Below are 17,462 nucleotides of genomic sequence, written 5' to 3'. Positions count from 1 at the left end.
GCTTCGCTCGACTTGCATGTGTAAGGCACGCCGCCAGCGTTCACCCTGAGCCAGGATCAAACCCTCCATGTCTATCTAGAGCTTGTCCTTCTTATCCGCAGAGCTGCTATCTATTTTTCAATGACCTCCTCAACCTCGCGTCTTCTAATTTACCATACTTATTCCAAACCGTCAATTTCATGTTTTTAACATTTTCTTTTATTCTTTGTAACGTCTTTTACACTTATCCAGGTGTTTTAAGTTTCTTTTTTTTATAAAAATACCCTATTTTGGAATACTTTTAAAGTTTTGTTATCCGTTGTTTTAGAATCTTAATACACAATATATTGTGTATGTAAAGCAACTAATACACAATATATTGTGGTATAATATGATTTCAAATACCAATTATAAATACAATAAATACAAAACGGGGGGGATTTTATGTTCATTAATTTTGGTTTTTCAATAGATTTTGATAGAAAACTACGTGAATTTGAAAATAAATATGGGGAATATATCTTAGAACTTGAAGGTCTTGGCTCCCATCTTGATATTGACAAATTTAATAAAACATTTTTCCAATCTGAACTTGTAGGAGATATTTCTATTGATTCAAATGCAAATGTTAGATCAAAACACATTGGTACATATTTTACTGAAATATACAAACCTTTCACGAAGTTAAATTCTCTCTATGTCATTTGGAAAGAATTAAAAAAACATTTTGGAAGAGACTATGCTGACAAATTTCTAGAATATCAAATCAACGGTGCCATATACCTGCATGATGCGCATCACGCGGCATTTATGCCATATTGTTTTGCCTACACCCTAAAACCCATTGTGGAAAAAGGATTACCATTTATAGATACTATCCAATCCACACCAGCAAAGCACCTTAGCACGTTTATTCAACATGTTATTCAATTTGTTATGTTTGCTTCAAATCAATCTTCTGGCGCTGTTGGATTACCAGATTTCTTTGTATGGATGTGGTATTACATAAAAAAAGACTTAAAAGACGGAGTTATACCAAAAGACAAAACAAAGTGGTATATAGAACAACATTTTCAAATTTTAACTTATTCATTTAATCAACCAATTAGAACAAACCAAAGTCCTTACACGAATTTTACGTATCTCGACAGGAATTATATAAAAGCGATATTTGAAGGGGAAAAGTATCCAGATGGAACGTATATAACAGATCATGTAGAAGATATTATTAACCTTCAAAAACATTACTGGGAATGGGTAGCCAAAGAAAGGGAAAGACAAATGTTTACATTCCCCGTGCTAACTGCCACACTTTTGTACAAAGACGGAAAATTTGTAGACGAAGATTCAGCAAGATTTATAAACAAAATTAATATGAAATGGCAAGACACAAATTGGTACATCTCAGATTCAGTTGATGCTGTTGCTTCTTGCTGTCGCTTAACATCATCTACCAAAGATTTGAAGTTATCTCTTTCTTTAGATGAAGATGAACCAAAACTAACAGGTATGGCAAATTCAATAGGTGGTTCTGATCTAAACATAGGGTCATTTAAAGTTATTACAATTAATTTACCGAGAATTGCGCTTGAAGCAAACGGTAATAGAAAAAAATTCTTTGAAATTTTAAAGGAAAGAGTAGATATCGTTCAAAAAACCCTTTATGTTATTAGAAAAATACTAGAAGAAAGAATCGCTCAAGGGGTACTTCCGTTATACTCAATAGGACTTATGAAACTTGAAAGACAATACGGGACTATTGGAATTACAGGAGTATGGGAAGCAGCAGACTTTATGGAACTAACCGCGGTAACGCCCGAAGGACTTGAGTATACAAAAGAAGGAGAAAACTTTGTAGAAGAAATTCTTGACACTATAAGAAAAATGGCAGAAGATGGGTTTAAAAAATACAAATTCACATTTAACATTGAACAAGTCCCCGCTGAAAAGGCTGCTATTGTTTTAGCTGAAAAGGATAGTTATATTTATGGTAAAGACAAACAACCATATAAACTTTATTCAAATCAATGGATCCCACTTACAGCGGAAACAGATATGATGAACAGGGCTGGATATTCCGGTAAATTTGACAAAAAAGTATCAGGAGGAGCAATTCTACACATCAACCTTGGAACACCTTTAAAAAACGAAGAAGAATCCTGGAAATTAGTAAATGCCATTGCAAAAATGAATGTTATGTATTTTGCGTTTAACCAAAAGATAAGTACGTGTGAAAATGGTCATGCATTTATAGGAAATAAATGTCCAATATGTGGAAAAGAAAAAGTCGAAGAATACCTTAGAATAGTAGGATATCTAGTACCATATTCTTCGTTCAACAAAGTAAGGAGAAAATATGAATACAAAGAAAGAAAATTCTATAATGTATGAAGGTGAAAAAATGAAAGTGTATGTAAATAGAGTATTTTTTAACACAATTGATCACCCCAAATATTTCGCATTATCTATATATTTTCAAGGATGTGATAAACATCCAAAATGTCCTTTTTGTCATAACAAAGATACATGGGAACCTTTTAAAGGGTTTGAATATGATGTTGAGGCTCTAATAAGACGGCTAAAAGAGAAAATTAACGCTATCATTGATTCATATGACAAATTAGCAGTTGTGTATTTGGGTGGAGAACCACTTGCACCATACAATAGAAAAGCCGTCTTTGAAATATCAAAAGCCTTAAAAGAAGAATTCTCAGATAAAATAGTCAACACCATATATACATGGCGCACACTAGAAGATATTGAGACTCAAAATCTACGCAATTACATCACATATATGGATGAAGGCATATTAGGGCCATATGAGCACGATAAAAGAAACATTGATGAAAACGGCAACTTACTATTTCCCGCATCTAAAAATCAAAAATATGTGAAATTTTCAAGGAGGAGAAAGACGTGTATGAAGACGTATTAAACAGATGGTTAGACATTAAACCATCAAAAAACGCCTACAAAATACTTTCAGAAAGGTACTTTTATAAAAATATGGAAGGGGAGTTTTTGGAAACAAAATGGGAAGAAGTTTGCAGAAGAGTTGCAAGGGTTGTAGCTACATCTGAAATTCTCTACAACAAAAATTTGGATAAAGTAAAAGAATATGAAGAAACATTCTACAAAATGCTCAAATCTAGAATCTTTATTCCAAACAGTCCAACACTTTTCAATGCGGGCATGGGAGTAAGACCAGAACTTTTGTGGAAACCTATTGAAAATATAACATTGGAAGATTACGAGGAAATTTACAATACAAGAAATCACCTTCACATGTTATCTGCTTGTTTTGTAGTTCCTGTTGAAGATAGTATTGAAGGTATATTTGAAGCCGTAAAAGAATATGCTTTAATTACAAAAGCTGGTGGCGGGATTGGTTCAAACTTTTCTAGTTTAAGACCCAAAGGAAGTTTTGTTGCAGGCACACATGGCCAAGCATCCGGTCCTATCTCTTTCATGCACGTTTTTAACTCTGCAATTGGAGTAGTAGAACAAGGATATAAAAGACGCGGCGCTTTGATGGGAATTTTAAACATTAATCATCCTGATATTGAAGAGTTTATAGCAGCAAAAGAAAATAATGACGGAGAAAAAGTGTTAAAGTATTTCAATATTTCAGTGGGAATTCCCTTTGAGAAGGAAGAATTTCTAAAGTTGTACAATGATGATAAAGAAATAATTCTAACTCATCCAAAATTTAACAATAAAAAAAGCATAAAAGCAAGGTATATATTAGAAAAAATAGCTAAAAATGCATGGAAAACAGGTGACCCAGGACTTGCATTTTTACATGAAATGAACAAATACTATCCACTTTATCCAGAAAAAGAAATTATTTCTACCAACCCATGTGGTGAAATTGGACTTGCACCGTATGAGGCGTGTAATCTTGGATCAATAGATGTTGCAAAATTTGCAAATGAAAATGGTGAAATAGATTGGAAAGCGTTGGAAAAAACCGCAAGACTTGCCGTAAGATTTTTAGATGACGTAATTGACGTTAACGTATTTCCACTTGAAAAAATTACCAAAGCCGTCAGAGAAAGCAGAAGACTTGGACTAGGGATAATGGGGTTTGCAGATTTGCTATATAAATTAAATATCCCTTACAATTCAGAAGAAGGAAGAAAGATCGCTGTTGATTTAATGGGATTCATTGCACTCCATAGTCATGATGAATCAAATAAACTGGGAAGGGAAAAAGGAAACTTTCCATTATTTGAAAAAAGTAGATTTTACACCGAAGATGGATTTGTACCATTTGCAATGGGATTAAGCAAATACGATGATGAAATTAAAAACGTTATGAAAGAATCTAAACATGGAAAAAGAAACGTTGCAGTATTAACTATTGCTCCAACGGGATCTATCTCAAATATAGCAGATACAAGTAGCGGACTTGAACCAAATTTCTTACTTGCATACGTTAGGTATATGAATAAGCATGATGGCAATAAAGAAGCTTTATTTTACGTTAATAGGGTACTTGAAGAAAAGTTAGATTCATCAGTACTTGAAAAGATAAGAGATAAATTAATTGAAAAAGGTTCTCTACAACAACTTGACGTTCCTGAAGAAATAAAAAGAGTTTTTGTGACAGCTATGGATATTTCCCCAATGGACCATCTTTTAATGCAAGATGCCTTTCAAAGATATACAGATAACAATATATCAAAGACTATTAACATGCCATCAACAGCAACTGAAGAAGATGTATTAAATATTTACCTTGAAGCGTTTAGATTAAACGTAAGAGGACTTACAATATACAGAGACGGATCACTACAAACACAGGTATTAACATCTGCCAAACATGTAAAGACAAAAGATGCACCAAAAGTACAATTTTTCCTCTTAGATGAAAAACATAAACTTAGACCAAAACCACGTAAAAATACGCTACGTAGTGTAACGAGAAAATACAAATCACTGGAAAATACTACTTACATTACCGTTTCTTTTGATGACAGCGGTGAAGCTGTGGAAATATTCCTCTCAAATGGAACCGAGCTTGCAGAATCTATAGGAAGATTATCGTCTATTGCTTTAAGAGCAGGGGTGTCAATTGAAGAAATTCTTGAACAACTTCAAAAAGTTAATGGAAAATACACAAATGGATTAGCAGAGGAAATCAAAAAAGCCATAGATGACTTTATAGAACTTTGGGGAAACACAGAAATCCAAGATGACGAAGTTTTTGTAATAGATGGAACGATAAAAACGGCAGAAGAGGTAGAAAAATTTGTAATGGCAAATGACCTAGAGTGGAGTGAAGGATATTATGTAGATGAAAATGGAAATGTATATTGCCCTTCATGTCTATCTAAAAATAGTATTATCAAACAAGAGGGTTGTATGAGCTGCAAAAAATGTGGCTGGAGTAAATGTAGTTAAATAAAAGCTCCCTTTTGGGAGCTTTTATATTTCTTTACGAAAAATCTACATATAAAAATTAATTGGCTATGTTTGCAACCGAAGGAATTTTATCCAATATTAGAACGTTAAAACACAACTTTTCCAAAAATATCAAAATAAATATTGGAATTTTCCAATCTAATTTTTAAACCAAGGTTATATTCATTATCATACAGCAACCCAAAATTGTATTTATCAGATAAATTTGTGTGACTGTATCCTCCAAAAATTTTGTAATTCTTCACAACTGGTATATACATTGAAATATTATAATTCAAATCTGTCATGGAAAAGTCTGTTACAAGCTCCAAATTGAATAGACTTAAATCCATAGCAAATTTATTTTTGAAGTATTGCAACGTTGTATTCCAATCATTTGATTTCGTCTCACAATAAAATCCCAATTCTCCTAAATTGAAAAAGTATCCACCGTACAATTCCATATCTGCATCAAAAATACTAAAGTTATATCCCAAAAGTATTCCATTCCTACCTTTTAATAAGCTAAATTTTTGGAATCACTTCCAATAAGTTATTTTAACAAAAATAAAATAAAAAAAATTCAAAAACATGGAAAAATTCAAAAAAAAAATGCAAGGCAAAAAGCCTTGCATTTTTGGCGTGCCCGGGGAGATTCGAACTCCCAACCTTCAGATCCGCAGTCTGACGCTCTATCCAATTGAGCTACGGGCACAACTCCCTTTAATTTAAAAATGGGGGAATACATCCCCCAAAAACCTGGCGGAGAGGGAGGGATTCGAACCCTCGGTGGGAAAAATCCCACACTTGCTTAGCAGGCAAGCGCCTTCGACCACTCGGCCACCTCTCCATTTTATCACGTATAGATTTTAACTTAATTTCATTTAGATGTCAAGTAAAAAAAATCTAAAGTACTACTATTTCATTTGGACTTCTCAATAGAATTATAGGCTTTTCACCATCATCCCAAAGTTCACCGTAAAATCTTACAATTTTATCTTTTAAATCATACAAGTTGTAGTCTTTGAAAAAATAATCATATTCTTCTTCCCTTATTTTAATTGTAAACCAATCGCCATATATTTCCCATATTCTACCACTCTGGTGTACATTACTAACTTTTCCCTCAAGAAATACTATATTTCCAATGTATGATTTGTAATTACTTGATTTTTTCAAAATAGGTGTTGTACTCCATTTTGAAAAAATCCCTACTTTTTTTCAAAAGCATAATTGTACGCACTAACAATTCTGGAAGTTAATTCTGGATCAGCATTTTCAAAATATATTAATGGCCTTGCAAGACCTGCTTTTAAAATTTCTTCTTCGTAAAAATACGTTTTATCTTTTGATTTTCCAAATACATATGCTAAGACTCTACCGTATCTATCTTTTCCCTTTTCTTTCAAATAAATTTCATACTTTTTTACAAAATCTTCTAAAAACTGTTTTGCTTGTACTCCAAACTCACCTACAGGTTTACTACTTTTATGGACTTCTGGAGTATCAATACCAATAATCCTCACTTTATCCCTCGCTGTATGAAATGTATCTCCGTCAACAACATTACTAACTAAAACTCCACTTTTTTCGTCTAGATTAATTACATCCAAATTAACACAAGAAGTTAAAATCAAAGAAACTAAAAAAGCATACAAAAACAGCCTTTTTACATCCATTAACCTTACCTCCTAAAATACGCCGCAAATGCGGCGCGTATTAAAACTACTTTATTTCAATATCTTCCTGCCATCTAGGTAAAATTTCATACTCGCCCTTGTAAACAGCTAAAATACCTTGTACCTTCACCCTTTGACCAACATTTAAATTTGATATGTCTATATTTGTACCCTTTTTCAAATACACCTTTATAATAAAATCCCCTGTGTCAACTTTAAAGTTATACTTATTTTTTTCTTTTACTACTCCCTCGACATACACAAATGCAGAAATAAATGTCTTGGACAAACTTGTTAAAACATCTGGAATAACTTTTGCACTGCCAACTTTTTCAACATTATTTGCAACCAATTCAATCACACCATTCCACAATTTACTCTTCCCAGAAATCACCACAACATCTCCTACGTTTAAATCTCCTCCTAATACTGGAGAATAAATCATTAATCCTGCAGTTTCATCTTGTATATAAAAGCTACCTTTTCCCAAAAGATCTTTTGGAGAAGTAACTATACCTTTAACTACAAAGCTTTTTCCTTCTTCTCCAAGTATTACATCCATTATAGAATTAAATCCCTTCTTTTTTTCCTCAACTGGAGTAACAAGCTTAGAATTAAACGAGAATAATTTGTCAAACTCGAGGCTGTAGAAATAATTAAGCTCTGCTATTATCTTTTGTTCTCCTGCTATGTTGCTTTCTAAATCTCCATTTCCCACTTTTAAAGTAAAATCTTTATATGCCAATTTCAAACCATACAACGGCAAATAATTTGGATCTGATGCCCAAACACTGTTATACCTTAAAAACACACCTAAAACATAATCGTTTAAAGTATAATCAACATCCAAATAATATGCCCATGCATTTGGCAAAAACGCAACATCATTTGGATCACCGGTTTGAAAATCTGCATCGTATCTATTAGCACCTAAACTTAAAAATTGTGTACTTAATGTTAAATTATTAAGGTTTACCCTTCCACCCACCAAATACGAAAAATTAGCAATATCAGATGATTTAGCCGACAAAGCTGTCCAAGCCAAAATTGAAAAATTACCTAAATCAAAGCTTCTACTTACATCCAATGAAATTTGATCATATTTTGTTTCATAGTAGCCACCTAATTTAAAACCAAACAAATCAGCCTGGACATATCCTGCAACACTCCCTAGATCTAAATCATATGCCGCTCCAAGATTTATTTTTCCCATTCTAACATCTAAACCTGCACCATAATAATCAAATTTCAATCCACCAACCCTCAAACCCTCTAGCTTTTCCGTTTGACTTTTTTTCAACCTTGTCTTTAGAACATCCAGTTTTACATCATAACCAAATACCCTCAAGATAATAATACCTTGGCTTGAAAATCGAGTATGTTCCCAAATTCCAAGAATCATGGGAAAGTTCTAAATAATCAGTAACTTTAAATGCCAAAAAATCAAACGGTTGGTATGTAATGTAAAGTATGGGAAAGTAATCAATCACGCCATCATCTAAGCCCATTGTAGTTAAATTTAAAATAGAAAGAGAAAAATTTCCCGAAAAAGAAAGAATAGAAAAAAACAAAACTAAAGAAATCAAAATCCTTTTCACAATTTCACCTCCGAGAAAAATAGGGCCTTTACGGCCCCAAAATTTTATTAATTTAAAAAATTTAAAATTCTATATCTTCTGCTGTTCTTGGATAAATTTGCCATTCATACTTATATCCTGCAAGATATCCCGTTACCGTTGCAGGTGCATTTTCACATGTGCTTACAGCTGTATATGTATACACTGTAACTGTTGCAGTTCCAGAATCTACTGGATATTCAAATTCAAATTTTTTACCAGTGGTATCTAAAGAAGTTAATGTACCTTTTGCCGTTACAAACCTATAATTCCACAACGCAAGGGCAGTTGCATCTGCCGTATTGCCAGTAGCATCAAATAACCAAGAATTATCAAGCTTTATATTTAAAACTGCAGGTTCACATTCACTAGCTGTCTCAGTTGAAACCACTGTAACATTCTTCATCCTTAAATTTCCATTATAAGTATCTTTATACAACGTTCCTGTAACTGTTACTTTATCACCTACATTTAAGCCTGCTGAAGAAATATCCTTGATGTACATCCCAGAAGTTGCATCACTTAATATTCCATAATAATTATATTTATAAACAAGTATACCTGTTACAGTCGCAGAAGATGTATCATTTAAAAGATAATCTAGCTTAGCACCTGCAATACCTGTTAAAACAACTTCTTCTCAACCTTGTGGAAGATTTTGTTGTAAACATCCACTAAATAAGACAAAAACCAATATAACACCCAAAATTACCCCTACATATTTCTTCATAAATCCCTCCTTTGTATAAAGCTTAGCAAAATTATTACATAACACTTTCTTAACTTTTCAAAATTCTAAAACATATCCCACAATTCTTCTTTACTGGTAGATACAGCTATTGCTCCTGCATCTAGTATTTTTTTAACTTGATTTTTTTTACTCACAAGTCCTCCTGAAATAATTGGTTGTTCTATATTTTCTTTTATGTACTTTATAAATTCTGGAATAAGTCCTGGTAAAACTTCAACAAAATTAACTTTGTGTTTTTTTATTTGTTGGATTCCCGTTTCTACCGCTTTAGAATCTATCAAAAATATCCTTTGAACAGTCATTAACCCTAATTTACTTGCGATAACAATAAGGTTTGACCTTGTAGTAATTATTCCATCTGCGCCAACAAACTCCTTGACAAGTTTCACACTTGCCTCATCTCTGCCCAAACCACTTACAAGATCCAAATGTACAAAAACGATTTTACCGCTTTCTTTTAATATTTTAGTTGCATTCTTTATTTTAAAAATATCTCCCTCTAACAAAAAAACCGAAGAAACAGGTGTGGGAATAATTCTTTCAACAGCTCTTAAATCTCTTATTGCAGGGACTATTGGGTATACAAATGGATGCAATATTACTCACTCCATTTCATGGATCTTTTAACTGCTTCTTTCCATTTTTTATACATATTTTCTCTTTTTTCTTCTTCAATCAGTGGCAAAAATCTTTTGTCCAGATTCCACTTTATTTCTTCTTTACTTTTCCATACACCAGTTGCAAGTCCTGCAAGATATGCGGCACCTAATGCCGTTGTCTCGGTAATTTGCGGCCTTTCAACAGGAATACCAAGGATATCCGCCTGAAATTGCATTAAAAAGTTATTGTTAGATGCTCCTCCATCTACTCTCAAAGTCCCCATATTTATCCCAGATTCTTTTGCCATAACCTCAAGAACGTCTCTAGTTTGATACGCTATAGATTCAAGTACTGCTCTAACAATATGTGCTTTTGTTGTACCACGTGTTATTCCAATTAAAAGTCCCCTTGCATACATATCCCAATACGGTGCACCAAGTCCTACCATAGCAGGGACAAAATAAAGTTCTCCTGAATCAGGCACAGACATGGCAATTTCTTCAGTTTCGTATGCAGCATCAATAAGTTTTAAGTTATCCCTTAACCATTGTACAGCAGCTCCTGCTATAAAAATACTTCCTTCAAGTGCATATTCTACCTTTCCGTCAACACCCCAAGCAATTGTTGTAAGCAATCCAGAATTGGAATAATAAGGTTTTTCTCCTGTGTTCATTAATATAAAACAACCCGTACCATATGTGTTCTTTATCATCCCTTTATCAAAGCACGTCTGACCAAAAAGCGATGCCTGTTGATCCCCTGCATCACCAGCAATTGGAATTTTCCCACCAAAAATATCCGTATATCCGTACACCATGCTAGATGGTACAGGTGTTGGTAAAATACTTTTTGGAATATCTAATATTTCCAAAATCTCTTCATCCCACTGTAACGTATTAATATTAAACAACATAGTTCTCGATGCATTAGAGTAGTCGATAACGTGTACTCTTCCACCTGTTAAATTCCAAATAAGCCAAGAATCTACTGTTCCAAATAAAATATTACCTCTTTTTGCGTCTTCTTTTACTCCTTCAACGTTATCTAAAATCCACTTGATTTTTGTTCCAGAAAAATACGCATCAACTACTAATCCCGTTTTTTCCTTAATTAATTTTTCATATCCTTTTTCTTTTAAATCATCACAAATTTCAGCTGTTCTCCTACACTGCCAAACAATTGCGTTATACACAGGCTTCCCCGTTCTTTTATCCCACAAAATAGTTGTTTCTCTTTGGTTGGTAATACCTATTGCCGCTATATTTTCCACACCTACTGTATCAACTGCCAACTTTGCCACTTCTATTTGTGAATTTAGAATATCAAATGGATCATGTTCTACCCATCCCGGCCTTGGATAAATTTGCCTATACTCTTTGTTTTTCACAAAAACATCTTTCCCATTTTCATCGAACAAAATAGCTCTGGAACTTGTAGTTCCTTGATCAAGTGCCAATATGAACACCATATCCCCCCTTGCTTTTTCAATCCTTTTTTAACACTGTTCGTGTGGCAACAAGATTTGCGCCCGTTGACAATATATCATTAATTATTATATCACCTCGTTTTACTGGAGCTTTTATTTTCAAACCTTTAATATATTCTATTATCTCATGCAACATTTTCTTTGGAATTGGTTTATCAGTTTTTGCAGAAACAAGTTCCATTACCCCATCTTCAACTTTTACACTAATAGTAAGTATTCTTTTTGGATTAGTAACCTCATTTTTTGCATATTCCAACCCCCTTGGGCAACGATTACCCTCAACTTTTATTTCACCATTTACAAATACCGTCAACTCACAACCAATAGGACACGATATACATGTCAATTTTTTAATCAATTTCATTCACCTCCACGGTGACATTTGGACCAAAATTGTTAAAATCCTTTACAACTAAATCTATCATCTCACTTGGTCTAATCCGCCAATTAAATTTCCTTATTACTTTATCATCAAACTTTAAAATGGATTTCTTAAAGCTCTTTAGAGGCCTTAAATAAATTTTGAAAGATTTTTCTTGTGAAAATCTTTGCGGAAGTAATACTCCTACATTTTGCCCCCTTAAAAACCTTTTATCTGAATTTGGTAATCTTTCGCCTTTTGAAATTAGTGCCGCATAATACCCTGCTATTTTTCCCTCTTCGTATACAAAGTCTACAAGATCATGGATAGCCACGTTATTTCCCGCTGCAAATATCCACTTAATACTAGTTCTCATAAATTCATCTATTATAGGACCTCTATTTATGAGATCCATTTCAACAAACCCTTCTATTAACTCATTCTGTGGGATTAATCCCACCGAAGTAACCAACGTATCTACTTTGATTCTTCTTTCCGTACCTGGTATAGGCTTTTTATTTTCATCTACTTTTGCAATAGTTACCGCATTAAGTCTCTGATCCCCATGAATTTCAACTACTGTATGACTCAACCAAAGTGGTATTTTAAAATCCTCCAAACATTGTACAACATTTCTAATAAGTCCACCTGGTTCTGGCATAATTTCCACTACACCTACAACATCCATTCCCTCTATTTTCAACCTTCTTGCCATAATAAGTCCTATATCACCTGATCCCACAATTAAAACTTTTCTACCTGGCAATCTGTTATAAATATTCACCATTTTCTGTGCCACACCTGCAGTGTATACACCAGCTACCCTTGAGCCAGGTATTTGCAAGGAACTAAGAGGTCTTTCTCTTGCTCCAGTTGCCATAACAAGGGCCTTTACTTCAAAAATAACTAATCCCTCTTCAGATAAAGTCACAACTTCTCTTGTCTTTGGTTTTATCTCCAAAACCGTGTAATTAGGGCGTATAACATCTTCCTTTAATTCATCCCACATTCTTTCCATAAACTCTGGACCAGTTAGTTCTTCTTTGTAAACGTGTAATCCAAAACCATTGTGTATACATTGGTTTAAAACACCTCCAGTACTCCTATCACGTTCCAACAATACAGTTTTAACACCTTCTTTTGTAGCCGAAATTGCAGCAGCAAGGCCTGCTGCACCACCACCTACGATTAACACATCCACCTTTTCTCTTCTCATACTCTCACCTTGCCATCCATTATCCAGGATTTTTCATAATTTAATTTTATTTCTTCTATGGGGATATTTAACTCTCTAGAGATTATTTCCATAATCTTCAAACTACAAAAACCTCCTTGGCATCTTCCAAAAGATGCCCTAGTTCTAAATTTAACACCGTCCAAAGTTCTTGCGCCCCTTCTAATCGCCTCTACTATTTCTCCTTCTGAAACATTATTACAAAAGCATACTGTTCTTCCAAATCTTGGATCTTTTTTTACCAACTTTTCCCATTCTTCTAATCCAACCTCTTTTATATTCGGTATCTTCTTTCTATAAGGATTAAAATGTTTTTTTCTTTGTAAATTAATCTTTAGGTCTTCTGGGAAAATCTTTTCCACTACATATTTAGCTATTGCAGGTGCAGCAGTAAGCCCTGGGGATCTTATACCCGCAACATTTACAAATCCCCAAACCTTTGTAGGCCCAATAATAAAGTCTTTCTCCTTTGTCTCGGGTCTTAAACCCGCAAATGTTTTTATTGTATATGAAATATCAATCTTTGGTACCAATTTTTTTGATTTCACATATACCTCATCTAACCCGTCCCTTGTCGTTGATAAATCGTACTTCTTCTCCTTTGGTAGATCAACTGCGTTAGGACCTAACAAGATTCCACCATCTACCGTTGGTACAACAAGTATTCCTTTTGATTTTTTAGTAGGTGTTGGAAAGACAACACTATTTACAAGTCCTTTTAATTTTTTGTCTAATAATATATATTCTCCTTTTCTGGGAAATATTTCAAAATTTGCAACTTTCACCATCTTTGCAATTTCATCTGCAAACAATCCCGCTGCATTTATTATCACATCAACTTTATACTCTGCCTTATCCGTAATAATTTTTGAAACTTTCCCATCTTTTACTACAATATCTTTTACACTTTCACCAAGGTGTAGCATAGCACCGTTTTCAACTGCATTTTCAATTGCAGCCATCGCCACATCCCACGGCTCAGTTATACCTGCAGTGGGACACCACAAAGCGGCAATGACTTTATCACTTAAATTTGGCTCTTTCTTCTTTAATTCAGTTTTTTCCAAGATTTCCAAGTCTTCTACTTTGTTCTCTCTTCCTTGCTTTTTTAACTCTTTTAAATACTCTACATCTTCTTCTTTAAACGCCACAACCAATGATCCCACACGTTTAAAACTAAAATCCAACTCCTCTGATAATTCATCGTAAATCTTGTTTCCATATGCTGCAAACATTGCCCGAACTGATCCCGGTGGATCATCGTATCCTCCATGTACTATCGCAGAATTTGCCTTTGTAACACCCCAACCAATATCAGGTGCTTTCTCGACAATATGTACTTCAACATCATACTTTGAAAGTTCTCTAGCTATAAGACTACCCGAAATGCCTGCACCTACAATAAAGACTTTCATAATAACACCTCCATAACAAAAAGAGCCATATACCACATATGTGGTATATGGCATCTCCTATTCTCCTGCCTAAAATCTATTAACTTTCTATTTAAATTATATCACATTTTATTTTTATATTTTAACGATTTTTGCCTTTTCATTTTGTATAATTTTTCGTCTGCTTTTTTATACGCCCTCTCAAATTGACTATACCGTGAAATACCGTAGGAAAAATCCAAATTCATTTTACGTTTCACCTGTAGTCTAACCTTTTCTACTAAATCTTTTGGATTCTCAAAATACGTTATTATAGCAAATTCATCCCCACCAAGTCTTATAAAATAATCCTTTTTTGGTAAATTTTCTACAACTATCTTGGAAAAATCTTTTAGTACCCTATCCCCATATTCGTGTCCATATCTGTCATTTAGCCCCTTAAAATCGTTCAAATCTATTAAAATAAAATACCCACCGGGTCTCAACTTATCAATTATCTTTCTATTGTATGCCCCGGTTAAAGGATCAGTTAACACTTCTTCCGTTAAAAAACTATGTTCTAATACTACTCTTTTAAAATCTCTAGAAATCATAATGATAACGGAAATTGCAGATGCTGAAAATGCATATCCTGTAAGCAATTCCCTTACAGAAGGATAAAACAACAAAATAATTGTATGGATAACAGATATTGCGGAAAAAACAGAAGAAAAGTACAACCCCTCAACTTTTAAATAAAACACTCTAATAACGGCATATATTAAAAAGAAAATCATAATAATATTTGAAATTTGCGTTATTTTCACATAAAAAATAAAATCATACGACATAGAAACTAAAAATAAAATAGGTACAAATACGTAAACTACCCATTTTGAAGCGAAAAAATTCCTTTTATACACTTCAACAGCGTATATGTAAAAAACTATAGAACTATACGTTGCAAGAGAGATTATCTTTAAAAACATAAGGTAAAAGTTTGGGTTAAACGTAGTTTCACGTACACCGAAATGAAAAAGATGCAAAGCGGTAAAAAGTAAAAAAATTCCAAAACTTAAGTACGAAATTTTCAAATTTCTATCTTTAATAGAACTTCCAAAAATCCACGAAACAATAGCCGAAATCAAGCTTATACCAATTGAAATATAAACAAATTTTTCTTTGAAAAACTCCTTGTATATAACATACCTTGTTGCTATTTTGTAATTTGTTAGAAATGGGATATTTGCCAAACCCACATCGTATATTCCAAAAATCTCAATAATTAGATCATTTTCCTCTTTTAAATTTTTCAAGTTTATTTTAAAAATTTTATTCCAAATATTAGCAGTTAAATCACCGAATTTATATACAAGTTCTCCATTTAGGTATACTTTTATCATATTCCCAGAAACCCGGTTAATTATTAAGGTATCATATCCCACATCTTTAAAGTGGGCATTTAAAGTAATACTCCTTACCTTTCCAGTCGCATCATAAAAAGGAAGAGAAATGTCAAAGTTTAAATCCATTCTCTCTTTTGGTGGAGAAATATTTAACAAAAAAGAAATTAAAAAATACAAAGCTAATGCTAAAAATACGCTATAGATTACCTTTTTAATATTATTTCCCCCCAAGACATTATATCATAGAACAAAATAATATCAATTTTAGTCAAAATCATACGGGAAGGGGGTGAAAAAATGAGAATAAACAACAACATCAATTTGTGGATCACCCACCGGCTTTTATCAATTCAAAACCAAAACAGATCAAACCTAGCTGAAGTAAGTGGTGCACAAAAGCTTCTTACATCGGATATTTCAGGAGCAACAATATATGAAAGGATGAAAAGCCAAATAGAAGGATATGGAAAAGTAATTGAAAATATCTATAGTGGTGTAGATATGTTAAATTTGGCAGATTCTTCACTTTCGTCAATCCAAGAGAATCTACAAAGAATGAGGGAACTTGCAGTGCAGGCCTCAAATGGAACATTGACAGAAAACGAACGTTCCGCTCTAAACGAGGAATACAATCAGTTGTTAAATCAGATTAATGATACGATTAAAAATACCCAATTTAATAACAAACAGCTTTTAAATGGTGAAATTGAGAATCTAAAAATTACCATAAATCCAAATGGAAAATCGGAAAGTATAACAATTCCAGATGTAACCCCTACAACGCTTGAAGGTTCAAACTTACTAAGTGTGGAAAATGCGCAAAGCACATTAAAGAAAATAGATGATATTACTTCTAATATATCAAATATAAGGAGCAAAATAGGCACACATATAAATTCTCTAAAACAACACGGCTCTGTTGCAGCAAGTGCTCTTGAGAATATTACATCAAGTGCAAGTATAATACACGATACAGACATAGCAAAAACGTTGCTGGAAATAACTAAAAATAATATATTAACCCAAAACCTTCTCTCACTCTCCACCCAGTCAAATGTATCTGCTTGGTCTGTATTAAGACTTCTTGGATGACTCGGAAAAATTAAAAAAGAGCCGGATGCTTCCGGCTCTTTTGTTTTTGGTGCCGAGGGCGGGACTCGAACCCGCATGGGGCGTCAACCCCAGTTGATTTTGAGTCAACCGCGTCTCCCAATTCCGCCACCTCGGCATTGCATTAAATATTTTAACATATATTAAAGCAATGTCAATAAATCTTGGGAGTGTTTCAAAAATAAGAGGAAGTGGTTCAAAAATAAAAGGGGAGATGATATAATCTCCCCTGATATGAGAAGAACTAACATAAAGAAAATACTCAAACTTGTTAAAAAATTTTACAACAATATTTTACCACAACTTCCTCAAAAATCTACCTCCAAAGGTAGACCTAAGAAATACCCAGACGCACTAATTCTTTCCTTAGCAGTTTTAAAAGAACTGTTTGCTCTTTCGTTTAGAGAGACATTAGAAATGGGTGCATTATACTTTAAGAGAGTTCCATCTCTTAGAGATCT

16 protein-coding genes, 3 tRNA genes, 1 rRNA gene and 1 pseudogene are annotated in these 17,462 nt (G+C 33.4%); 5 read left to right on the top strand and 16 right to left on the bottom strand.

All coding sequences use genetic code 11. From position 1 onward, the window contains the following. Positions 1-72 (bottom strand): 16S ribosomal RNA (locus AS157_RS01635); the annotation flags it as partial. Between the two features lie 351 nt (positions 73-423). Between AS157_RS01635 and AS157_RS01630 the strand changes: the two genes are divergently transcribed. Genes AS157_RS01630 through AS157_RS01620 form a run of 3 tightly spaced genes read left to right on the top strand, consistent with a single transcriptional unit; the run spans position 424 to position 5,385 of the window. Then, positions 424-2,370, top strand: a complete 1,947-nt coding sequence (locus AS157_RS01630) for an anaerobic ribonucleoside-triphosphate reductase (protein WP_077289095.1) — start codon at positions 424-426, stop codon at positions 2,368-2,370. A gap of 10 nt (positions 2,371-2,380) precedes the next feature. After that, complete coding sequence (locus AS157_RS01625; RefSeq protein ID WP_077289105.1) at positions 2,381-2,914, top strand: 4Fe-4S cluster-binding domain-containing protein; 534 nt, start codon at positions 2,381-2,383, stop codon at positions 2,912-2,914. Next, complete coding sequence (locus AS157_RS01620; protein ID WP_077289096.1) at positions 2,896-5,385, top strand: adenosylcobalamin-dependent ribonucleoside-diphosphate reductase; 2,490 nt, start codon at positions 2,896-2,898, stop codon at positions 5,383-5,385. Before AS157_RS01625 ends, AS157_RS01620 begins: the two co-directional genes overlap by 19 nt. 107 nt (positions 5,386-5,492) lie before the next feature. Here the strand turns inward: AS157_RS01620 and AS157_RS01615 are convergent, their stop codons facing one another. The 14 genes from AS157_RS01615 to AS157_RS01560 form a co-directional block, all read right to left on the bottom strand. Next, positions 5,493-5,882 (bottom strand): hypothetical protein, encoded by a 390-nt coding sequence (locus tag AS157_RS01615; RefSeq protein ID WP_077289097.1) that lies wholly within the window; start codon positions 5,880-5,882, stop codon positions 5,493-5,495. A 141-nt stretch (positions 5,883-6,023) separates the two neighbouring features. Further along, a tRNA-Arg gene (locus AS157_RS01610) sits at positions 6,024-6,100 on the bottom strand. Positions 6,101-6,145: 45 nt separating this feature from the next. After that, positions 6,146-6,235, bottom strand: a tRNA-Ser gene (locus AS157_RS01605). A gap of 56 nt (positions 6,236-6,291) precedes the next feature. After that, positions 6,292-6,564, bottom strand: coding sequence for a hypothetical protein (locus tag AS157_RS09435; protein WP_231450296.1), 273 nt, complete (start codon positions 6,562-6,564; stop codon positions 6,292-6,294). A 32-nt stretch (positions 6,565-6,596) separates the two neighbouring features. After that, entirely contained in the window at positions 6,597-7,064 is a 468-nt protein-coding gene (locus AS157_RS09430; RefSeq protein WP_231450298.1) for a thermonuclease family protein, read from the bottom strand. 46 nt (positions 7,065-7,110) lie between these two features. Next, positions 7,111-8,316, bottom strand: a complete 1,206-nt coding sequence (locus AS157_RS01595; protein ID WP_231450301.1) for a single stranded DNA-binding domain-containing protein — start codon at positions 8,314-8,316, stop codon at positions 7,111-7,113. A gap of 76 nt (positions 8,317-8,392) precedes the next feature. Beyond that, on the bottom strand, positions 8,393-8,662 hold the full coding sequence (locus AS157_RS09425; protein ID WP_143611750.1) for a hypothetical protein: 270 nt from the start codon (positions 8,660-8,662) through the stop codon (positions 8,393-8,395). A 61-nt stretch (positions 8,663-8,723) separates the two neighbouring features. Further along, positions 8,724-9,185, bottom strand: a complete 462-nt coding sequence (locus tag AS157_RS01590) for a hypothetical protein (RefSeq protein ID WP_077289098.1) — start codon at positions 9,183-9,185, stop codon at positions 8,724-8,726. 290 nt (positions 9,186-9,475) lie between these two features. Next, positions 9,476-10,027, bottom strand: a complete 552-nt coding sequence (locus AS157_RS01585) for a glycerol-3-phosphate responsive antiterminator (protein ID WP_077289099.1) — start codon at positions 10,025-10,027, stop codon at positions 9,476-9,478. 2 nt (positions 10,028-10,029) lie between these two features. Beyond that, positions 10,030-11,496, bottom strand: coding sequence for a glycerol kinase GlpK (gene glpK / locus AS157_RS01580; protein WP_214494947.1), 1,467 nt, complete (start codon positions 11,494-11,496; stop codon positions 10,030-10,032). Between the two features lie 19 nt (positions 11,497-11,515). Then, positions 11,516-11,881: a DUF1667 domain-containing protein gene (locus tag AS157_RS01575; RefSeq protein WP_231450303.1), complete on the bottom strand. Its 366-nt coding sequence runs from the start codon at positions 11,879-11,881 to the stop codon at positions 11,516-11,518. Next, positions 11,868-13,094: an NAD(P)/FAD-dependent oxidoreductase gene (locus AS157_RS01570; RefSeq protein ID WP_077289101.1), complete on the bottom strand. Its 1,227-nt coding sequence runs from the start codon at positions 13,092-13,094 to the stop codon at positions 11,868-11,870. Before AS157_RS01570 ends, AS157_RS01575 begins: the two co-directional genes overlap by 14 nt. Further along, the gene (locus tag AS157_RS01565) at positions 13,091-14,527 is read right to left on the bottom strand and encodes an NAD(P)/FAD-dependent oxidoreductase (protein ID WP_077289102.1); all 1,437 of its coding nucleotides are present in this window, start codon (positions 14,525-14,527) and stop codon (positions 13,091-13,093) included. The genes AS157_RS01570 and AS157_RS01565 overlap by 4 nt, the downstream gene beginning before the upstream one ends. A gap of 101 nt (positions 14,528-14,628) precedes the next feature. Then, positions 14,629-16,017, bottom strand: coding sequence for a GGDEF domain-containing protein (locus tag AS157_RS01560; RefSeq protein WP_143611751.1), 1,389 nt, complete (start codon positions 16,015-16,017; stop codon positions 14,629-14,631). Between the two features lie 171 nt (positions 16,018-16,188). Between AS157_RS01560 and AS157_RS01555 the strand changes: the two genes are divergently transcribed. Beyond that, positions 16,189-16,983, top strand: a complete 795-nt coding sequence (locus AS157_RS01555) for a flagellin (protein WP_077289104.1) — start codon at positions 16,189-16,191, stop codon at positions 16,981-16,983. A 47-nt stretch (positions 16,984-17,030) separates the two neighbouring features. Here the strand turns inward: AS157_RS01555 and AS157_RS01550 are convergent. Continuing rightward, positions 17,031-17,119: transfer RNA gene (locus AS157_RS01550), tRNA-Leu, on the bottom strand. 116 nt (positions 17,120-17,235) lie between these two features. On the opposite strand from AS157_RS01550, the pseudogene AS157_RS01545 reads away from it, so the two are divergent. Continuing rightward, positions 17,236-17,462 (top strand): annotated as a pseudogene (locus tag AS157_RS01545) (hypothetical protein); the annotation flags it as partial.

This window comes from Thermosipho sp. 1244 (assembly GCF_018588215.1).
GTDB classification, from domain to species: domain Bacteria; phylum Thermotogota; class Thermotogae; order Thermotogales; family Fervidobacteriaceae; genus Thermosipho; species Thermosipho affectus.
Note: the sequence above shows the minus strand (reverse complement) of the source record. Positions and strands in the feature narration are given on the sequence as shown.

Excerpts from the sequence above, each read along its gene's own strand:
- AS157_RS01630 (WP_077289095.1), top strand. The coding sequence starts at position 424 with ATGTTCATTAATTTTGGTTTTTCAATAGATTTTGATAGAAAACTACGT.
- AS157_RS01625 (WP_077289105.1), top strand. The coding sequence starts at position 2,381 with ATGAAAGTGTATGTAAATAGAGTATTTTTTAACACAATTGATCACCCC.
- AS157_RS09430 (WP_231450298.1), bottom strand. The coding sequence starts at position 7,064 with ATGGATGTAAAAAGGCTGTTTTTGTATGCTTTTTTAGTTTCTTTGATT.
- AS157_RS01590 (WP_077289098.1), bottom strand. The coding sequence starts at position 9,185 with ATGTACATCAAGGATATTTCTTCAGCAGGCTTAAATGTAGGTGATAAA.
- AS157_RS01575 (WP_231450303.1), bottom strand. The coding sequence starts at position 11,881 with ATGAAATTGATTAAAAAATTGACATGTATATCGTGTCCTATTGGTTGT.
- AS157_RS01570 (WP_077289101.1), bottom strand. The coding sequence starts at position 13,094 with ATGAGAAGAGAAAAGGTGGATGTGTTAATCGTAGGTGGTGGTGCAGCA.
- AS157_RS01565 (WP_077289102.1), bottom strand. The coding sequence starts at position 14,527 with ATGAAAGTCTTTATTGTAGGTGCAGGCATTTCGGGTAGTCTTATAGCT.
- AS157_RS01560 (WP_143611751.1), bottom strand. The coding sequence starts at position 16,017 with ATGGATTTAAACTTTGACATTTCTCTTCCTTTTTATGATGCGACTGGA.
- AS157_RS01555 (WP_077289104.1), top strand. The coding sequence starts at position 16,189 with ATGAGAATAAACAACAACATCAATTTGTGGATCACCCACCGGCTTTTA.